Origin of the sequence: Mitsuaria sp. GD03876, from assembly GCF_029840635.1 — a bacterium.
In the GTDB taxonomy this organism is placed as follows: domain Bacteria; phylum Pseudomonadota; class Gammaproteobacteria; order Burkholderiales; family Burkholderiaceae_C; genus Roseateles.
In genome coordinates this window covers 12399-29655 of record NZ_JAOCCU010000066.1, presented here as the reverse complement: position 1 = coordinate 29655, position 17257 = coordinate 12399, and the positions used below count along the sequence as shown (strand labels likewise).

The following is a 17257-nucleotide window of genomic DNA, read 5'->3' as shown; positions in this document are numbered from 1 at the left end:
TGGCGCTGCGCGACCACCGGCCGCATTACCAGGGCGCGCTGACGCTGCTGGTCGGGCCCGACCGCGTCGAGGGCGGCTGGTGGGACCGGCTGCCCCGGTCGGCACCGGAGGCCGCCACGGCCCCCGGCGAGACCGACCCGGTCGAGGCCGCTGCCGCGCCCGCGCGCTCCGGCAGGCCTCCCGGCAAGGGCAAGGGGCAGGGCAAGGAGGAGGACCGCGTGCCGCTCTTCACCGCGCTCGCGCCGCATGACGGCGACGCGGTGGTCGAGTGCGGCCATCGCAACGCCGTGCGCGACTACTGGATCGCGGTCAACGAGAGCGCCGGCGTGGTCGCGGTCTTCCGCCAGCCGCTGGACGACGGCGGCAGCGCCTGGTTCCTGCACGGCGTCTACGCCTGAACGGGACTTCCGAGATGACGGCCCCGTCCCTGCCCCCCACGCCGCCCGCCGCGCCTGCCGCGCCGGCAGCACCGGCCTCCCCGCCGGCCGCGTCCGCGCTGCCCGACTACGCCGAGCTGCGCTGCCTGTCCAACTTCAGCTTCCTGCGCGGCGCGAGCTGGCCGGAGGAACTGGTCGAGCGCGCCAAGGAGCTCGGCTATGCCGCGCTGGCGATCACCGACGAATGCTCGATGGCCGGCATGGTGCGCGCGCACGTGGCGGCGAAGCAGCACGGGCTGAAGCTGCTGGTGGGCAGCCAGTTCCGCATCGACGCCCGCGACGCGGGACATCCGGCCGACGCGCGCGACGGCGTCGATCCCGCCGCGCAGTCGCCGTTCACGCTGGTCGTGCTGGCCTGCGGCATCAACGGCTACGGCAACCTGTGCCAGCTGATCTCGCGGCTGCGGCGCTCGGCCGAGAAAGGCACCTACCGCTGCACCGCCGACGACATCGGCCCGCGCACGCTGGACGACTGCGTCGTCGTGGCCTGCCCGGACCGGCACGCGGAGGCGGCGGCGATGCTGGCGATGTCGCGCTGGCTGCTGTCGCGCTTCACCGGCCGCTGCTGGCTGGGCCTGACCCAGACCCGCGAGCTCGACGACGAGAGCCGCCTGCTGCGCCTGCGCGAGGCCGCGGCGCTGACCGAGATCCCGATGGTGGCCGTCGGCGACGCCACGATGCATGTGCGCAGCCGCAAGCCGCTGCAGGACGTGCTGACCGCGACGCGGCTGGGCCGCCCGCTGGCCGAGTGCGGCCAGGCGCTGGACCGCAACGCCGAGCGCCACCTGCGCGCGCGCGGCCGGCTCGGGCTGGCCTTCCCGGCCGAGCTGCTGGCCGAGACGCTGCGCGTGGCCGCGTGCTGCGACTTCACGCTGGACGAGCTGCGCTACCACTACCCGTCCGAGGTGGTGCCCGACGGCCAGACGCCGGCCGGCCACCTGCGCCGGCTGACCTACGAGGGCGCGGGCCGGCGCTGGCCCGACGGCGTGCCGGCGTCCGCGGCCGAGCAGATCGAGCGCGAGCTCGCGCTGATCGAGGAACTGCGCTACGAGCATTACTTCCTGACGGTGGCCGACATCGTCCACTTCGCGCGCTCGCAGGGCATCCTGTGCCAGGGGCGGGGCAGCGCGGCCAATTCCATCGTCTGCTACTGCACCCATGTCACCGAGGTCGATCCGCAGCGGATGCAGGTGCTGTTCGAGCGCTTCATCAGCAAGGAGCGCAACGAGCCGCCGGACATCGACATCGACTTCGAGCACGAGCGCCGCGAGGAGGTCATCCAGTACCTCTACCGCAAGTACACGCGCGAGCGCGCGGCGCTGGCGGCGGTGGTGATCTCGTACCGCGTCAAGAGCGCGCTGCGCGACGTGGGCAAGGCGCTGGGCTTCGATCCGGAGGTGCTGGACACGCTGTGCGGCAACCACCAGTGGTGGGACGGCCAGACCATCGACGCGGAGCGGCTGCGCGAGTCGGGGCTGGACGCCGACGACCTGGCGGTGCGGCAGCTGGTGGCGATCACCTCGGAGCTGCTGGGCTTCCCGCGGCACCTGTCGCAGCATCCGGGCGGCTTCGTGCTGACGCAGGGGCCGCTGACGCGCATGGTGCCGGTGGAGAACGCGTCGATGCCTGACCGCACCGTCATCGAGTGGGACAAGGACGACCTGGACGCGGTCGGGCTGCTCAAGGTCGACGTGCTGGGGCTGGGCATGCTGACAGCGATCCGCAAGACGCTGGACTTCGTCGGCAAGCGCCAGCGTTATCCGTTCGAGTTGCAGGACATCCCGGACGGGGACGTGCCGACCTACGAGATGATCCAGCGCGCCGAGACGATCGGCGTGTTCCAGATCGAGAGCCGGGCGCAGCGCAGCATGCTGCCGCGGCTGCGGCCGAAGACCTTCTACGACCTGGTCATCGAGGTCGCGATCGTGCGCCCCGGCCCGATCCAGGGCGGGATGGTGCATCCCTACCTGCAGCGGCGGCAGGGCTTCGAGCAGGTCGACTATCCGCCGGGCCTGGAGACGGTGCTGGAGCGCACGCTGGGCGTGCCGGTGTTCCAGGAACAGGTGATGCAGATCGCGATGATCGCGGCCGGTTTCACCGGCGGGGAGGCGGATGACCTGCGGCGCTCGATGGCGGCGTGGAAGCGCAAGGGCAACCTGGAGAAGTACCGGGTGAAGCTGGTGGAGGGCATGCGGGAGCGGAACTATCCGGTGTCCTTCGCGGAGCAGATCTTCGAGCAGATCAAGGGCTTCTCGGAGTACGGCTTCCCGGAGTCGCACGCGGCCTCGTTCGCGCTGCTGGTCTACACCAGCAGCTGGTTGAAGTGGCACAAGCCGGCGGAGTTCCTGGCGGGGATGCTGAACGCGCAGCCGCTGGGCTTCTATTCGCCGAGCCAGCTGGTGCAGGACGCCAAGCGGCGCGGCGTCGAGGTGCTGCCGCCCGACGTGATGCACAGCGATTGGGACTGCACGCTGGAGCGCGCCGACGGCCGTGTGATCCGGCCGACGCGGCGGGGCAAGGAGGTCGAGGCGCTCGACGCGCTGCCGCTGGACGAGGATGGGATCGCCTGCGACGACGACGGCGATCCGTACCTGGAGTCGGACGAGGCGCTGGCGGCCGATGCGGGGGAGGTGAAGGTGCGGCTGGGGCTGCGGCTGGTGAAGGGGCTGCAGCAGGGATCGGCGGCGCTGATCGTGCGGGAGCGCCGGCGCGGGCCGTTCAACGACGCGGAGGACCTGGCGCGGCGCACCGGGCTGAACCAGCAGCAGATGACGATGCTGGCGGCGGGCGACGCGCTGACGAGCATCAGCGGCCACCGGCGCCAGCAGATGTGGGACGCGGCCGCGCAGCACGCGCCGCCGCCGCTGCTGGCCTCGGCGCCGGTGCAGGAGGACTTCCTGGCGCTGCCGCGGGCGCCGGAGGGCGAGGAGATCGTCTTCGACTACGCGTCGCTGGGCCTGACGCTGCGGCGGCATCCGCTGGCGCTGCTGCGGCCGATGCTGCGCGAGCAGCGCTGGATGTCGGCCCGGGAACTCGACGAGCTGCCGGACGGCCGGCTGGCGCGGGGCTGCGGGATCGTGACGGTGAAGCAGCAGCCGGCGACGGCCAAGGGGACGATCTTCATCTCGCTGGAGGACGAGACCGGGGACATCCAGGTGATCGTGCACCGGGCGCTGTGGCAGCGGCAGCGCCAGGTGATGCTGCATTCACGGCTGATGGCGGTGAAGGGCAAGTGGCAGCGCAGCGGCGATGTCCGCAACCTGATCGCCGGGCACCTGGAGGACCTGACGCCGATGCTGGGCCGGTTGAGGACGGAGAGCCGGGATTTTCACTAGGCGGCCTCTGCCTTTGCACGCAAATCGAAGGGCGAAGCCACGCGCTCGCCCAGGTGCGTCAACCGCCTGAGCGCCGCCTTGTCGAAGGTCATGAACAGGTCCCCGCCGGACAGTCGACCCTCGCAGGCAATCGCGCCGTCCGCGAAATCTCCCCCGAGATCCAGGACATCGAGTCCAGCGTCGACGGCCAATCGATTGACCTGAACGACAGGCCTCGCCACGACGGCGCGTATCGCCTCGGCGATGTCCGCCGAGGCGAATCGATAGGAGCGGCCCAACACCCAAGCGAATTCACAGAGACAGGCCACTGCGACGACCACGACCTCCGCCTCCGCCATCAACTGCATCGCCGCGCGTGCCTGCTCGAGGTTGTCCTTGACGACACACCTCACCAGCACGTTGGTGTCCACCGTGACCTTCATGGCTCCCCAGCCCAACCCTGCGCGATGGCTTCGTTCATTTCCTCGATGGACACTTCGCCAGCGCGTCCCCGCGGTCGATCGGCGAGCATGCCGAAGATTTCCCGGATGTCGCCAGTCCGAGTCGCGCGCAACACGCAGCATCCGTTGGCCAGCAGATCGACCTCGACTGTCCCGCCTGGTTTCACATTCATGTGATCGAGCACCAATTGCTCGAGCTTCACCTTGCGACGCTGGGACACCGTCATCGGCTGCAAATCGATCATCACGAGACTCATTGAATCGCTCCTTCCACAGGGGTCTGTTCTTCAAATCCTAGGCTTCGTGCTCTGCGAAAAACCGTCCCTCCCCCTGATCACCGTCAACGGTGGGAGAGACCGCCCGCGATCCCCCCTTCTTCCCCCCCGATGTAGGCCCCGTCGACGGTCGATGCTGGCGAACAGCGCTGGACGTTGGCCCGGGAGCTCGACGAGCGGCCGGATCGCCGGGCACCTGGAAGACCTGACGCCGATGCTGGGCCGGTTGAGGACGGAGAGCCGGGATTTCCATTGACGACGCCCGGACCGGCTCAAGGTTCCCGGGCGCTCAACCCCAAGCGGGTCAGCTTGCGAATCGCGCGACGATCAAAGGTCACGAACACCTCGGCGCCGCGTCGGCGCCCCTCACATGCGATGACACCGTCGGAGAAATCTCACGAGCCGGACCAGCAGATTGGTATCCGCAGTGACCTTCATCACCGCCGCCCGGCCCAGCCGTCCTCGATCGCGCGCTTGATCTCCTTCAGTGACACAGGCTTCTTGCGTCCACGTGGTCGATCGCGAAGGATGCCCGCCACGCTGTCGACCTGGCTGCTGCGCCTTTCGAGATGGAGATAGACGGTACCGTTGGACCAAAAGTCCACATCGATGCTTTCTCCTGGCTGCAACCCCAAGTGCTGAATCACTTCAACGGGCAGCAACACCTGGTCCGCGGGGCACTGCGTGTCGATCTTCATCCGGATCTTCTTCATTCGAGACTCCTCGGCGGTATCTCCGCCGCTCATCGAGAGGGAAAGCCTAGCCCTCGACAGCGGCGAAAAGCCGTCCCTCCCCCTGATCACCGTCAACGGTGGGAGAGACCGCCCGCGATCCCCCCGCTTTCAACCCCCCGGATGTAGGCCCCGTCCGACGCCTACATGGGCGCTTGGGGGATATCCACGGGACGCGCGCCGCGCAAAGATGGGCTCAACTGTCCTCACCGCGATCTCGCCGGCCCCGCCGGACGCGACCGCCAGAAGACCATGAAAAAGATCGCCGCCCTTCCCGCAACGGTGCCCGCCACGGTGCCCGCCCCGGTCCCCGTCATCCCCTCGCCCTCCTGGGCCCTGCTCGGCATCGAGCCGCTGCGCGCCGCGATGGAATACGCCAGTTGCCGGTTCATGGACCGCAGCGGCCATCCCGGCGGCGACGGCCATCCCGTCATCGTGTTCCCCGGACTGGCCGCCGACGCGCAGTCGATCGCGCCGCTGGTGGGCTTCTGCCACGGCCTGGGCTACGCGGCCCGCGACTGGGGCCGCGGCCTGAACACCGGCCCGGCCGGCGACATCGACCGCTGGCTCGACGCGCTCGCCGCGGACATCGAGGCGCTGGTGGCCGAACAGCCGCAGCCCGTCTCGCTGATCGGCTGGAGCCTGGGCGGCATCTACGCGCGCGAGGTCGCCAAGCGCATCGCGCTGCCGGTGCGCCAGGTCATCACCATCGGCACGCCCATCACCGGCGAGGCCGCGCAGACCAACGTCAGCCTGATCTACCGCTGGGTGAACGGCGCGCTGCCGGTGCTCGACGACGACTTCAAGTCGCGCCTGATCGCCGCGCCGCAGGTGCCCACCACCTCGATCTACAGCCGCAGCGACGGCGTGGTCGCCTGGCAGGCCTGCCTGCAGCCCGAGGACCATCCGATGGTCGAGAACGTCGAGGTCGACGGCAGCCATTGCGGACTGGTCTGGAACCCCGCGGTGCTCAAGGTCGTCGCGGACCGGCTCTCCCATGCGCCAGGCGCGTGGCGCCGATATGCGGACGGCCTCGATCCGGCCGGCATCGCGGCGCCGGCGATCAACTGAACGGAACTGGACGCTGGACGGAACGGGCTTGGCCGAATCGCAGGCCCACGTCCGCGCGCGAACGCGGCCACGGGCGGTGGCCCGAGCCCGCTGGGCGGGCCCGGGCCAATCGCCGGATCGCCGGATCACCGGATCACCGGATCACCGGATCACCGGATCACCGGATCACCGGATCACCGGATCACCGGATCAACGCGATGAGGATGATGATCGGGATGGGCACGCCGAGCAGGTAAAGCAGGATCGATCGCATCTGGTTCTCCTGGTCATCGATGAAGAAGGCGGGCCGGGCCGGCCGATCCGGCCTCGGGATCGGGTCATTCGATCCGGTCGCGCTGCCGGCCGCCGAAGGTCGCCAGCAGGCTCGCGGTGAAGGCGCCGATCAGCAGCGAGACGAACATCCACAGCGCCGTCTTGCGCGCGGCATCGATCGCTTCCTGGGTGAGCGCCGGCGACGGCATCGCCGCCGATGCGCCTGGCGCGGCACTGGCAGCGGTCGTCGTTCCACCGGTGGCCGGCGTGGCGTTCATCGCCGTGGCGACGACGGCGTTCGCCGCGGTCGCGGCGGCGCCGGGCGCCTTCACGCCGATGCCCGCGATCGCGCCTACCGACGCGGTCAGCGCCGCCGCGGTGAACAGCGTCGCCACCGCCCAGGACAGCAACCCATGCGCGGTGTCGCGGAAATGGACCTCGTCGACATCGGTATCGCGCCAGCGCACCCGCAGCCGGCCCGCGAGATAACCGCCGACTCCGGACGCCGCCAATTGCGTGAAGGCCAGCCACACCACGCTGGCCATGCCCAGCGCGCCCGCGCTCGCCCCGTCGGTCCCCCACGGGGACACGGCGCCGAGCCCCAGGCCCACGCCCAGCAGCAACAGGATCAACGACAGCGCCGCCGCCGCCGCGGCGCCGGCCAGCACCGCGCCCCAGGTCACCGCCGACGCGGGCGCCCGCATCGGGCCCGCGCCTCCGACACCGCCTTCGCCCGGATACCAGGCTTCATTCGCCACCATGGCAGTCCCCCACGAGTTGTGATGCACCCCATCGGCAAAACCCGGGCCCGAGGTTTCCAAGCCGCCCATCGGGTCGGGTCGTAACTCCGCGCCGTAACGCCCGTTACGGCGCTGCCGTCACACGCCCCGCGCGGTCCGCGCAGAATGCGCATCCGATGACCGCCGTTTCCGCTCCTGCCGCTCCCGCTGCCTCCGCTGCCTCCGCCGCGCCTTCCGGCGCCGACGCCCCCATGCACCGCGTCCAGCTGCTCGCGCAGGGCCTGCGCATCGACGGCCTGCCCGAGCTGCGCAACCGCCTGCTGCCCCGCCTGATCGCCGCCCTGCTGCAGGCCCGCGAGCAAGGCCTGGCCCGCGTCGACAGCCCGTGCTCCCGCGCCGAGCTGCGCGAGCGCATCGCCGGCATGGCCGAGCTGCACCGCACCCAGGTCTGGCGCGCGCTCGCGCTGCTGGACGACGGCCCGCTCGCCGCGCTGATCGAGGCCAGCGCCCGCAGCAGCGGCCCGTTCTGGCTGAACGCCACGCTGCTGGCGCGCTGCCGCTTCGAACTCGACGGCGAAGCCGCCACCGGCGCGGCGCTGGCGCGCTGGCTCGGCCAGGAACGCCCGGTGCGCGCGCCCGCCGCCGCGACGCTGCTGCCGCTGGCCTACGCCGAGGCGCTCGCCCGCGCCGACTACCTGCTCGACCGCGGCGAGCTCTACCCCGCCCGCCTCGCGCTGCAGCAGGCCGCCCCTCACGTCCCCGCCGGCGACGACGCCGCGGCCGCCGCGCTGGGCCTGCGCCGCGCCCGCATCGCCCGCCGCCTCGGCGACTGGGCCGCGCTGCAGGACGAGCTGCGCGACCTCGGCCAGACGCTCAACAACGGCCGGCTGCCCCGCCTCGAGCGCCGCCAGCTGCGCGCCCGCGTCGCGATCCTCGCGGCCTGGCACTGGTACGGCAGCCTCGGCCAGGCCGCCCCGGCCCTGGACAAGCTCGACGAGGTCGACCCCGAGGTCCTCGCCGCCGATTCCACGCTGCGCTGCGACCACGGCAACCTGCGCGGCATCGTGCTGCGCGAGCTCGCCATCGCGCGCGGCGACGCGGCGCTGGCGATGCAGTCGCTGGCCAGCCTGGGCGACGCGCTGCGCGGCGCTTCCCTCGCCGGCCTGCCCGACGCGCTCCAGGTCTGCGCCGCCAACCTGTCCAACGCGCTCGGCCAGCTCGTCGAGGCCGGGCTGCTGCCCGACGGCGGCGCCGGCGCCGAGGACGCCGTGCGCTGGCTGCTGCTCAGCGACGCGCTGTGCGCGCGATGGCAGCTCGGCCGCAGCACGCTGCTCAACACCATCTTCCTGCTGCGACTCGCGGCGCTGGGCAAGCTCGACTTCGCCGCGCTGCAACGGCTCGCGACCGCGCAGGGGCTACCGCTGCCGGCGGACTCGTTCGGGGAACTCGCCAGCCAGCGATGGGCATCCTGCCGCGCGCGCCATTCGCAGATCCCGGCCGACCAGCGCTGCGCGTTCCTGCTGCTGTGGGCCCGGCACGCGCTCGACGAAGGCGATGCGTTCAGTGCCACCGACCTGGTGCGGCAGGCGCGGCTGCAGGCGCGCAAACTGCGCGACGACGTGGCGAGGCGCCGCTACCTCGACGAGGCCGATGCGCTCATGCCGCGGGTGCGGCGGGCATAGGCTCGGCGTTCCGACTCCGACTGGCCTGGCGCGGGCTCTCCACGGGGCATGGGGCCTCCCTCCGGGAACCCCAAGCCCCATTCCGGCCCCACTCCCACCGGTTGACCCCGGGCCTTGGCATGCGCAAGGTGCGCGGTGTGCGCAACGCGCGTAACGCGAGATGCGCGCGGCGATCGCCGCGCCGCTTCGCACACTGGCGCCATCGCTCACTCGCCCGCTTCGCCGGGGAACCACCATGTCCCGCTCCCGCCTGATCGCCACCTCCGTGCTCGCCGGCCTCGCGCTCTCCGCCTGCCAGGCCTCGATCGCGCAGACCATCTCGCCCTCGCCCGCCCCCAGCGCCGTCGCCGTCGTTCCCGCCGAACAGCGCGAACGTTGGGAGACCCGGCCCGAACTCGACCGCCACTTCGCCGAACTCGGCACCCGCGGCGTGATCACGCTGCTCGACACCCGCTCGCATCGCTGGATCGCCTCGGACAGCACCCGCGCCTTCGAGGGCTTCCTCCCCGCCTCGACCTTCAAGATCCCGATGTCGCTGATCGCGCTGGACACCGGCGCCGCCGTCGACGAGACGCAAGCCTTCAAGTGGGACGGCCAGAAGCGCTCGATCGACGACTGGAACCGCGACCAGACGCTGGCCTCGGCCTACAAGGTCTCCGCCGTCTGGGTGTTCCAGTCGCTGGCCCGCCAGGTCGGCCAGCCCACCGTCCAGCAGTACGTGCGCGACTTCCGCTACGGCAACGCGATCGCGGGCCCGGTCGGCGACCGCTTCTGGCTGGACGGCGACCTGCGCATCTCGGCCGTCGGCCAGATCGACTTCCTGCGCCGCGTGCACGACCGCGCGCTGCCGCTGTCCGACCGCACCTACGACATCGCCCGCAAGGTGCTGCTGCGCGACCAGGGCCCGGGCTGGCGCCTGTACGCCAAGACCGGCTGGGCCGACGCGCCCAAGCCCGCCATCGGCTGGTTCGTCGGCTGGGTCGAGCGCGACACCGATCCGCGCCCCGTCTACTTCGCGCTGAACATGGACATGACCGACCCCGCGTTCGCCCCCCGGCGCGAGGAGATCGCCCGGCGCGTGCTGCGCGCGCTCGACGCCCTTCCCCCGGGCTGATCGGCCGCGCACGAGTGCACGGGGGACCGCGGCGCGGAGCGGTATACTTTTGCCTCTTTTTTGTGCAACCCCCGCACCGCTCCGATGTCCACGCCACCACCCGGCACGCTCGCGCTGGGTCCCTATCTTTTGCCGAACCGCCTGTTCGTCGCCCCGATGGCGGGCGTGACCGACCGGCCCTTCCGCGTCCTGTGCAAGAAGCTGGGCGCGGGGTACGCGGTCAGCGAGATGGTGACCTCGCGCAAGGACCTCTGGAACAGCCTCAAGACCTCGCGCCGCGCCAACCATGAGGGCGAGTCCGCGCCGATCTCGGTGCAGATCGCCGGCACCGACGCGGCCATGATGGCCGAGGCCGCCGCGTACAACATCGACCGCGGCGCCCAGATCATCGACATCAACATGGGCTGTCCGGCCAAGAAGGTCTGCAACAAGTGGGCCGGCTCGGCGCTGATGCAGGACGAGCCGCTGGCGCTGGAGATCGTCGAGGCCGTCGTGGCCGCCTGCGCGCCGCGCGGCGTGCCGGTGACGCTGAAGATGCGCACCGGCTGGTGCCAGGCCGAGAAGAACGCGGTGGCGCTGGCGCGCGCGGCGGAATCCGCCGGCGTGGCGATGGTGACGGTGCACGGCCGCACCCGCGAGCAGGGCTACAGCGGCCGCGCCGAGTACGACACCATCGCCGCGGTGAAGGCCGCGCTGCGCATCCCCGTCGTCGCCAACGGCGACATCGACACGCCCGCCAAGGCCCGCGAGGTGCTCGCCGCCACCGGCGCCGACGCGATCATGGTCGGCCGCGCGGCCCAGGGCCGGCCGTGGATCTTCGCGGAGATCGCGCATTTCCTGGCCACCGGCCAGGAGCTGCCCGCCCCCCGCGTCGACGACGCCAAGCGCTGGCTCGTCGAGCACCTGCACGACCACTACGCGCTGTACGGCGAGCTGACCGGCATGCGCAGCGCGCGCAAGCACATCGGCTGGGCCGTGCGGGCGCTGCCCGGCGGCGAGGACTTCCGCCGCCGCATGAACACCCTCGAGAGCTGCGACGCGCAGGTCGAGGCGCTGACCGACTGGCTCGACGCGCTGGCGGTCGACCACGAGCGCCTGCCCTACCTGAGCGACGCCGCCGACCTGTCCGGCAATGACGATGACGGCGACGGCGGCTCGCCCGCCGCCAACGACGCCCGGCACCACGAAGACCAAGAAAGAAGGCTCACGGCATGACGCCCAAACCGATCGACTCCTGCATCCGCGAAAACCTGGAGGCGTACTTCCGCGACCTCGGCGGCGAGGCGCCGCACTCGATGCACGAGATGCTGATCCGCCTGGTCGAGAAGCCGCTGCTGGAGGTCGTGATGCAGCACAGCGACGGCAACCAGAGCAAGGCCGCCGAATGGCTGGGCATCAACCGCAACACCCTGCGCCGCAAGCTCGTCGAGCACAAGCTGATTTAAGACTCTTCCTAGAAAGCGTTCCATGGCCCAACTCACCGCCCTGATCTCGGTCTCCGACAAGACCGGCATCGTCGAATTCGCCCAGGCGCTGCACGCGCTGAACGTGAAGCTGCTGTCCACCGGCGGCACCGCCAAGCTGCTGGCCGACGCCGGCCTGCCCGTCACCGAGGTCGCCCAGCACACCGGCTTCCCGGAGATGCTGGACGGCCGCGTCAAGACGCTGCATCCGAAGATCCACGGCGGCCTGCTGGCCCGGCGCGACCTGCCCGAGCACGTGAGCGCGATCCAGCAGCACGGCATCGACACGATCGACATCCTGGCGGTCAACCTCTACCCGTTCGAGGCCACCGTCGCCAAGCCCGGCTGCACGCTGGAGGACGCGATCGAGAACATCGACATCGGCGGTCCCGCCATGGTCCGCAGCGCGGCCAAGAACTGGAAGGACGTGACGGTGCTGACCGACGCGTCGCAGTACGCCCGGGTGCTCGAGGAACTCAAGGCCCACGGCAAGACCAGCGACAAAACGCGCTTCTCGGCGTCGGTGGCGGCGTTCAACCGCATCGCGCAGTACGACGCGGCGATCAGCAACTACCTGAGCGCGCGGCTGGAGGACGGCTCGCTGGCCGAGTACCCGGCGCAGATGAACAGCAGCTTCATCAAGGTGCAGGACCTGCGCTACGGCGAGAACTCGCACCAGACCGCCGCGCTGTACCGCGACCTGCATCCGGCGCCCGGCTCGCTGGTGACCGGCAAGCAGCTGCAGGGCAAGGAGCTCAGCTACAACAACATCGCCGACGCGGACGCCGCGTGGGAATGCGTCAAGAGCTTCGACACGCCGGCCTGCGTGATCGTCAAGCACGCCAACCCGTGCGGCGTGGCCGTCGCGGCGACCGCCGCCGAGGCCTATGCCAAGGCCTTCAAGACCGACCCGACCAGCGCCTTCGGCGGGATCATCGCGTTCAACCGCGAGGTCGACGCCGCCGCCGCGCAGCTGGTGGCCAAGCAGTTCGTCGAGGTGCTGATGGCGCCGTCGTTCAGCGCCGAGGCGCGCGAGGTCTTCGCCGGCAAGGTCAACGTGCGCCTGCTGGAGATCGCGCTGCCGCCGGGCGGCGCGCGTCCCTGGGACCAGGGCCGCAACGCGCAGGACGTCAAGCGCGTCGGCTCGGGCCTGCTGGTGCAGACCGCCGACAACCACTTCCTGACCCCCGCCGACCTGAAGGTCGTCACCACGCTGCAGCCCACCGCGCAACAGCTCGACGACCTGCGCTTCGCCTGGACCGTCGCGCAGTACGTCAAGAGCAACGCGATCGTGTTCTGCGGCGACGGCATGACGCTGGGCGTCGGCGCGGGCCAGATGAGCCGCATCGACTCGGCCCGCATCGCTTCGATCAAGGCGGAGAACGCGGGCCTGGCGCTGGCCGGCTCGGCCGTGGCCAGCGACGCGTTCTTCCCGTTCCGCGACGGCCTGGACGTGCTGGCCGATGCCGGCGCCTCGTGCGTGATCCAGCCCGGCGGCTCGATGCGCGACGAGGAAGTCATCGCCGCGGCCAACGAGCGCGGCATCGCGATGGTGTTCACCGGCGTGCGGCACTTCCGTCACTGATCGGCTGCCATCGCCTTCCCCGGCGCGTGGCCTCGCACGCCCGCGCCGCCACGAAGCCCGGCCCCGCGCCGGGCTTCGTCGTTCATGCGACCGCGACGCGTGAAGGCGCCGTGAACACTCGTACGCATAGGCGAGAAGCCGCCCCTCCGAATGGGGAAGGACGGTGCTTCGCATCGCCGAATACGTCGTCGTGCGACAACGCCTTTCGCACTTATTTACAAGACCGTGACCTCCTTCATGGTCGACGGGTGCCAGGCGTTGATACCTTTCGGCCCCGCACCGCAGAGGTGCGGTTTCTACCCAAGAGAGAAGTATTCCAATGACCAAGATTTCCTTCATCGCCGCCGCCGCCCTGCTGGCCGCCGGCGCTGCCCAAGCCCAATCCACCAGCGGCGTGTACGTCGAAGGCGGCTACACCTTCGCCAAGGCCAAGGACACCGACCTGAACGTGTCGGCCAAGCCCGGCATCATCCGCGGCATCGTCGGCTGGGACGTGCACCCGAACGTCGCCATCGAAGCGATGCTGGCCGGCGGCGCCGGTGACGACAGCTCCAACGGCCTGACGGTCAAGGTGCAGCGTTCGTACGGCCTGTTCGTCAAGCCGAAGTTCGCCGTGACCCCGGAGTTCGAAGTGTTCGGCCGCCTGGGCTTCGCCGACACGAAGGTCAAGCTGTCGTCGTCGCAGGGTTCGATCTCGGACAGCGACAACAGCTTCGCCTGGGGCCTGGGCGCGTCGTACAGCTTCAACAAGCAGTTCTACGCGACCGCCGACTACGGCTCGTACTACAAGAAGGACGGCTTCAAGCTGACCGGCTTCACGCTGGGCGCTGGCTACCGCTTCTGATCGCCGCGATCGCCTGACGGCGATCCGAGCGAGGGCTCCCCGGAGCCCGCTTCGAAAGCCCGGCTCCGGCCGGGCTTTTCCGTTTCCGTTTCCGTTTCCGTCCCGCTTCTCCCCCGAGGCGTACTCCCCGTGCCCGCGTTTCTCCTGCCGCGCTAGTCGCGCCTCTCTAGTCCAGGGTCGCCGCGCTTGGCCGCCCGCGCGATTGCGCATAGCCTTCCGCCTTGGCCCTTCGAGAACAACAGACACGACGGAGACCCCCATGGACCACGCCCTGCCCGAACGCCTGCACCTGGTGCTGGAGCAGCAGCGCGCCGCGTTCGACCGCGAGCGCGCGCCCACGCTGGCGCAGCGGCGCGACCGGCTCGAGCGGCTGCTGCGGATGACGTCGACGCAGGCCGAGGCGCTCGCCGCCGCGATGGCCCGCGACTTCGGCCACCGCTCGCGCCACGAAAGCCTGCTGGCCGACCTGTTCACCGTCGAGACCGGCGCGCGCCACGCGATCCGCCACCTCAAGCGCTGGATGGCCGTGCGCCGCGCGCCGACCGCCCTGCACTTCCTGCCCGGCGGCAACCGGCTGATGCCGCAGCCGCTGGGCGTGGTGGGCATCGTGTCGCCGTGGAACTACCCGTACTACCTCGCGATGGCGCCGGCGCTGGCGGCGCTGGCCGCCGGCAACCGCGTGATGATCAAGCCGTCGGAGCTGACGCCAGCCACCTCCGAACTGATGGCCAGGCTCGTGGCCGAGCACTTCGCGCCCGACGAGATGACCGTGGTCACCGGCGACGCCGAGGTCGGCAAGGCCTTCACCCAGCTGCCGTTCGACCACCTGTTCTTCACCGGCTCGACGCCGGTGGGCCGGCTGGTCGCGCAGGCCGCGGCGCAACACCTGACCCCGGTGACGCTGGAGCTGGGCGGCAAGTCGCCGGCGATCGTCGACCGCAGCGCCGACCTGGCGCTCACCGCCGAGCGCATCGCCTTCGGCAAGCTGCTCAATGCCGGACAGACCTGCGTGGCGCCGGACTACGTGCTCGCGCCGCGCGAGCTGGTGCAGCCGCTGGCCGACGCGATCGTCGCGGCCGCGCGCCGGCTCTATCCGCGCATCGATGGCAATCCGGACTACACCGCCATCGTCAGCCCGCGCCACCACGCGCGGCTCAAGGGCCTGCTCGACGACGCGCGCGCCCGCGGCGCGACGCTGCGGCCGACCCATGACGACATGCCCGCAGACTGCCGCCTGGTGCCCACGCTGCTGCTCAACACGCAGCCCGACATGACGGTCATGCGCGAGGAGATCTTCGGCCCGCTGCTGCCGATCGTGCCCTACGGCCATCCGTCGGAGGCGATCGCGCAGGTCAACGCCGGCGACCGGCCGCTGGCGCTGTACTGGTTCGGCGAGGACAAGGCCGCGCGCGACGACGTGCTCCAGCGCACGCATGCCGGCGGCGTCACCGTCAACGACTGCATCTGGCACCTGGGCCAGGAGGAACAGCCCTTCGGCGGCGTCGGCGCCAGCGGCATGGGCGCGTACCACGGCGTCTGGGGCTTCAACACGTTCAGCAAGCTCAAGCCGGTGTTCCTGCAGGCGCGCTTCGCCGGCACGAAGCTGTTCCATCCGCCGTATGGCAAGACCTTCGAGCGGCTGCTCGGCCTGCTGAAGAAGATCACGTGAGCGCGGCCGTGAACGACGCCGACGCGGACTTCGTCATCGTCGGCGGCGGGTCCGCGGGCGCGGTGCTGGCGAGCCGGCTCAGCGAGGACCCGTCGTGCCGCGTGCTGCTGCTGGAGGCCGGCGGCCGCGGCGACGGCTGGGTCACGACGACGCCCTTCGCCGGCGTGATGCAGGTGGCGGCCCGGCTCAACAACTGGGGATTCGAGACCGAGCCCCAGGCCGGCCTGGACGGCCGCCGCGGCTACCAGCCGCGCGGCAAGGCGCTGGGCGGCTCGTCGGCGATCAACGCGATGGTCTACACGCGCGGGCATCGCAGCGACTACGACGCCTGGGCCGCCGCCGGCAACGCGGGCTGGGGATACGAGGACCTGCTGCCCTTCTTCATCAAGGCGGAGGGCAACGCGCGTTTCGGCGCGCCGTGGCACGGCCAGGACGGCCCGCTGCGCGTCGGCGACCTGCGCACCGACACGCCGCTGCACGACGCCTGGCGCGCCGCCGCGCGCGAACGCGGCCACGCGGTGCGCGAGGACTTCAACGGCGCGGACCTGGAGGGACTGGGCGTCTACCAGGTCACCCAGCACGAGGGCGAGCGCTGGAGCGTCGCGCGCGGCTACCTGCACCCGCACCTGGGCCGGCGGCCCAACCTGCGCGTCGAGACCGGCGCGCGGGCGCTGGGCCTGGTGCTCGAAGGCCGGCGCGCGGTCGGCGTCGAGGTGCTGCAGGGCGGGCGACGGCGCACGTTCCGCGCGGCGCGCGAGGTGCTGGTCTGCGCCGGGGCGCTGCAGTCGCCGCAGCTGCTGATGCTGTCGGGCATCGGCGACGGCGAGCAGCTCCAGCGCCACGGCATCGCGGTGCGGCATCACCTGCCCGGCATCGGCCGCAACCTGCACGACCACCCGGACTTCGTCTTCGGCTACGAATCCGACCGCCTCGAGCTGGCGGGTTTCTCGCTGCGTGGCGGCGCCCGCTTCCTGTCGCAGGTCGCGCGCTACCGGCGCGAGCGGCGCGGCCTGGTCACCAGCAACTTCGCGGAGTGCGGCGGCTTCCTGTCCACGCGCGCCGGCCTGCCCGCGCCGAACGTGCAGCTGCACCTGGTGGTGGCGCTGGTCGAGGACCATGCGCGCAAGCTGCGTTGGGGCCACGGGCTGTCCTGCCACGTCTGCCTGCTGCGGCCGCGCAGCCGCGGCGCGCTGACGCTGGCGAGCGCCGACCCGCTGGCGGCGCCGCGCATCGATCCGGCCTTCCTGCAAGATCCGGAGGACGTGCGCGAGCTGGTCGAGGGCTACAAGCTGACGCGCGACCTGATGCGCGCGCCGGCGATCAAGGCGTTCTGGAAGAAGGAGCTGTGGAGCGCCGAGGTCGAGGCCGACGACGCGATCGAAGCGCTGCTGCGCCGCCGCGTCGACACCGTCTATCACCCGGTGGGCACGTGCCGGATGGGACCGGACGGGGACGAAGGCGCCGTCGTGGACGCGGCGCTGCGGGTGCGCGGCCTCGACGGGCTGCGGGTGGTGGACGCGTCGGTCATGCCGGCGGTGGTGAGCGGCAACACCAACGCGCCGGTGGTGGCGATCGCGGAGAAGGCGGCGGAGCTGATCGCCCGGGGATAATCCGGCCCC

General features: G+C 71.2%; 14 protein-coding genes and 1 pseudogene. 11 read left to right on the top strand and 4 right to left on the bottom strand.

Annotated features, from left to right (window positions below; all coding sequences use genetic code 11):
• Both N5D62_RS26540 and N5D62_RS26535 read left to right on the top strand, forming a co-directional pair.
• Positions 1-398 (top strand): annotated as a pseudogene (locus N5D62_RS26540) (hypothetical protein); the annotation flags it as partial.
• Between the two features lie 14 nt (positions 399-412).
• Complete coding sequence (locus N5D62_RS26535) at positions 413-3772, top strand: error-prone DNA polymerase (protein WP_279761054.1); 3360 nt, start codon at positions 413-415, stop codon at positions 3770-3772.
• On the opposite strand, the gene N5D62_RS26530 is transcribed toward N5D62_RS26535, so the two are convergent.
• The 3 genes from N5D62_RS26530 to N5D62_RS26520 form a co-directional block, all read right to left on the bottom strand.
• On the bottom strand, positions 3769-4194 hold the full coding sequence (locus N5D62_RS26530; protein ID WP_279761052.1) for a type II toxin-antitoxin system VapC family toxin: 426 nt from the start codon (positions 4192-4194) through the stop codon (positions 3769-3771). The two genes, N5D62_RS26535 and N5D62_RS26530, sit on opposite strands and share 4 nt — an antisense overlap.
• A complete protein-coding gene (locus tag N5D62_RS26525; RefSeq protein ID WP_279761050.1) occupies positions 4191-4469 on the bottom strand; it encodes an AbrB/MazE/SpoVT family DNA-binding domain-containing protein in 279 nt (92 codons plus the stop codon). Before N5D62_RS26525 ends, N5D62_RS26530 begins: the two co-directional genes overlap by 4 nt.
• Before the next feature lie 455 nt (positions 4470-4924).
• Entirely contained in the window at positions 4925-5200 is a 276-nt protein-coding gene (locus N5D62_RS26520) for a hypothetical protein (protein WP_279761048.1), read from the bottom strand.
• Positions 5201-5470: 270 nt separating this feature from the next.
• Between N5D62_RS26520 and N5D62_RS26515 the strand changes: the two genes are divergently transcribed.
• A complete protein-coding gene (locus N5D62_RS26515; protein WP_279761047.1) occupies positions 5471-6289 on the top strand; it encodes a thioesterase domain-containing protein in 819 nt (272 codons plus the stop codon).
• A 317-nt stretch (positions 6290-6606) separates the two neighbouring features.
• On the opposite strand, the gene N5D62_RS26510 is transcribed toward N5D62_RS26515, so the two are convergent.
• Entirely contained in the window at positions 6607-7302 is a 696-nt protein-coding gene (locus N5D62_RS26510; RefSeq protein ID WP_279761046.1) for a hypothetical protein, read from the bottom strand.
• 230 nt (positions 7303-7532) lie between these two features.
• On the opposite strand from N5D62_RS26510, the gene N5D62_RS26505 reads away from it, so the two are divergent.
• From N5D62_RS26505 to N5D62_RS26470, 8 genes are all read left to right on the top strand, one after another.
• Positions 7533-8963 carry a hypothetical protein gene (locus N5D62_RS26505; protein WP_279761045.1) on the top strand — a complete coding sequence of 477 codons (1431 nt, stop codon included), beginning with the start codon at positions 7533-7535 and terminating at the stop codon, positions 8961-8963.
• Positions 8964-9198: 235 nt separating this feature from the next.
• The gene (gene blaOXA, locus N5D62_RS26500; protein ID WP_279761043.1) at positions 9199-10077 is read left to right on the top strand and encodes a class D beta-lactamase; all 879 of its coding nucleotides are present in this window, start codon (positions 9199-9201) and stop codon (positions 10075-10077) included.
• An 84-nt stretch (positions 10078-10161) separates the two neighbouring features.
• The gene (gene dusB / locus N5D62_RS26495) at positions 10162-11292 is read left to right on the top strand and encodes a tRNA dihydrouridine synthase DusB (protein ID WP_279761042.1); all 1131 of its coding nucleotides are present in this window, start codon (positions 10162-10164) and stop codon (positions 11290-11292) included.
• Positions 11289-11522: a helix-turn-helix domain-containing protein gene (locus N5D62_RS26490; RefSeq protein ID WP_091725921.1), complete on the top strand. Its 234-nt coding sequence runs from the start codon at positions 11289-11291 to the stop codon at positions 11520-11522. The genes dusB and N5D62_RS26490 overlap by 4 nt, the downstream gene beginning before the upstream one ends.
• Positions 11523-11544: 22 nt before the next feature.
• On the top strand, positions 11545-13125 hold the full coding sequence (gene purH / locus N5D62_RS26485) for a bifunctional phosphoribosylaminoimidazolecarboxamide formyltransferase/IMP cyclohydrolase (protein ID WP_279761039.1): 1581 nt from the start codon (positions 11545-11547) through the stop codon (positions 13123-13125).
• 319 nt (positions 13126-13444) lie between these two features.
• On the top strand, positions 13445-13969 hold the full coding sequence (locus N5D62_RS26480; protein WP_279761038.1) for a porin family protein: 525 nt from the start codon (positions 13445-13447) through the stop codon (positions 13967-13969).
• Positions 13970-14228: 259 nt separating this feature from the next.
• Positions 14229-15638 (top strand): coniferyl aldehyde dehydrogenase, encoded by a 1410-nt coding sequence (locus tag N5D62_RS26475; protein WP_279761037.1) that lies wholly within the window; start codon positions 14229-14231, stop codon positions 15636-15638.
• Positions 15635-17248 (top strand): GMC family oxidoreductase N-terminal domain-containing protein, encoded by a 1614-nt coding sequence (locus N5D62_RS26470; protein WP_279761036.1) that lies wholly within the window; start codon positions 15635-15637, stop codon positions 17246-17248. Before N5D62_RS26475 ends, N5D62_RS26470 begins: the two co-directional genes overlap by 4 nt.
• The last annotated feature ends 9 nt before the right edge of the window (positions 17249-17257 follow it).

Bases quoted from the DNA above. Each gene is read 5' to 3' on its own strand.
- N5D62_RS26505 (WP_279761045.1), top strand. From the start codon at position 7,533: ATGCACCGCGTCCAGCTGCTCGCGCAGGGCCTGCGCATCGACGGCCTG.
- N5D62_RS26520 (WP_279761048.1), bottom strand. From the start codon at position 5,200: ATGAAGAAGATCCGGATGAAGATCGACACGCAGTGCCCCGCGGACCAG.
- N5D62_RS26525 (WP_279761050.1), bottom strand. From the start codon at position 4,469: ATGAGTCTCGTGATGATCGATTTGCAGCCGATGACGGTGTCCCAGCGT.
- purH (WP_279761039.1), top strand. From the start codon at position 11,545: ATGGCCCAACTCACCGCCCTGATCTCGGTCTCCGACAAGACCGGCATC.
- N5D62_RS26530 (WP_279761052.1), bottom strand. From the start codon at position 4,194: ATGAAGGTCACGGTGGACACCAACGTGCTGGTGAGGTGTGTCGTCAAG.
- N5D62_RS26515 (WP_279761047.1), top strand. From the start codon at position 5,471: ATGAAAAAGATCGCCGCCCTTCCCGCAACGGTGCCCGCCACGGTGCCC.
- N5D62_RS26535 (WP_279761054.1), top strand. From the start codon at position 413: ATGACGGCCCCGTCCCTGCCCCCCACGCCGCCCGCCGCGCCTGCCGCG.
- N5D62_RS26480 (WP_279761038.1), top strand. From the start codon at position 13,445: ATGACCAAGATTTCCTTCATCGCCGCCGCCGCCCTGCTGGCCGCCGGC.
- N5D62_RS26510 (WP_279761046.1), bottom strand. From the start codon at position 7,302: ATGGTGGCGAATGAAGCCTGGTATCCGGGCGAAGGCGGTGTCGGAGGC.
- blaOXA (WP_279761043.1), top strand. From the start codon at position 9,199: ATGTCCCGCTCCCGCCTGATCGCCACCTCCGTGCTCGCCGGCCTCGCG.
- N5D62_RS26475 (WP_279761037.1), top strand. From the start codon at position 14,229: ATGGACCACGCCCTGCCCGAACGCCTGCACCTGGTGCTGGAGCAGCAG.
- N5D62_RS26490 (WP_091725921.1), top strand. From the start codon at position 11,289: ATGACGCCCAAACCGATCGACTCCTGCATCCGCGAAAACCTGGAGGCG.
- dusB (WP_279761042.1), top strand. From the start codon at position 10,162: ATGTCCACGCCACCACCCGGCACGCTCGCGCTGGGTCCCTATCTTTTG.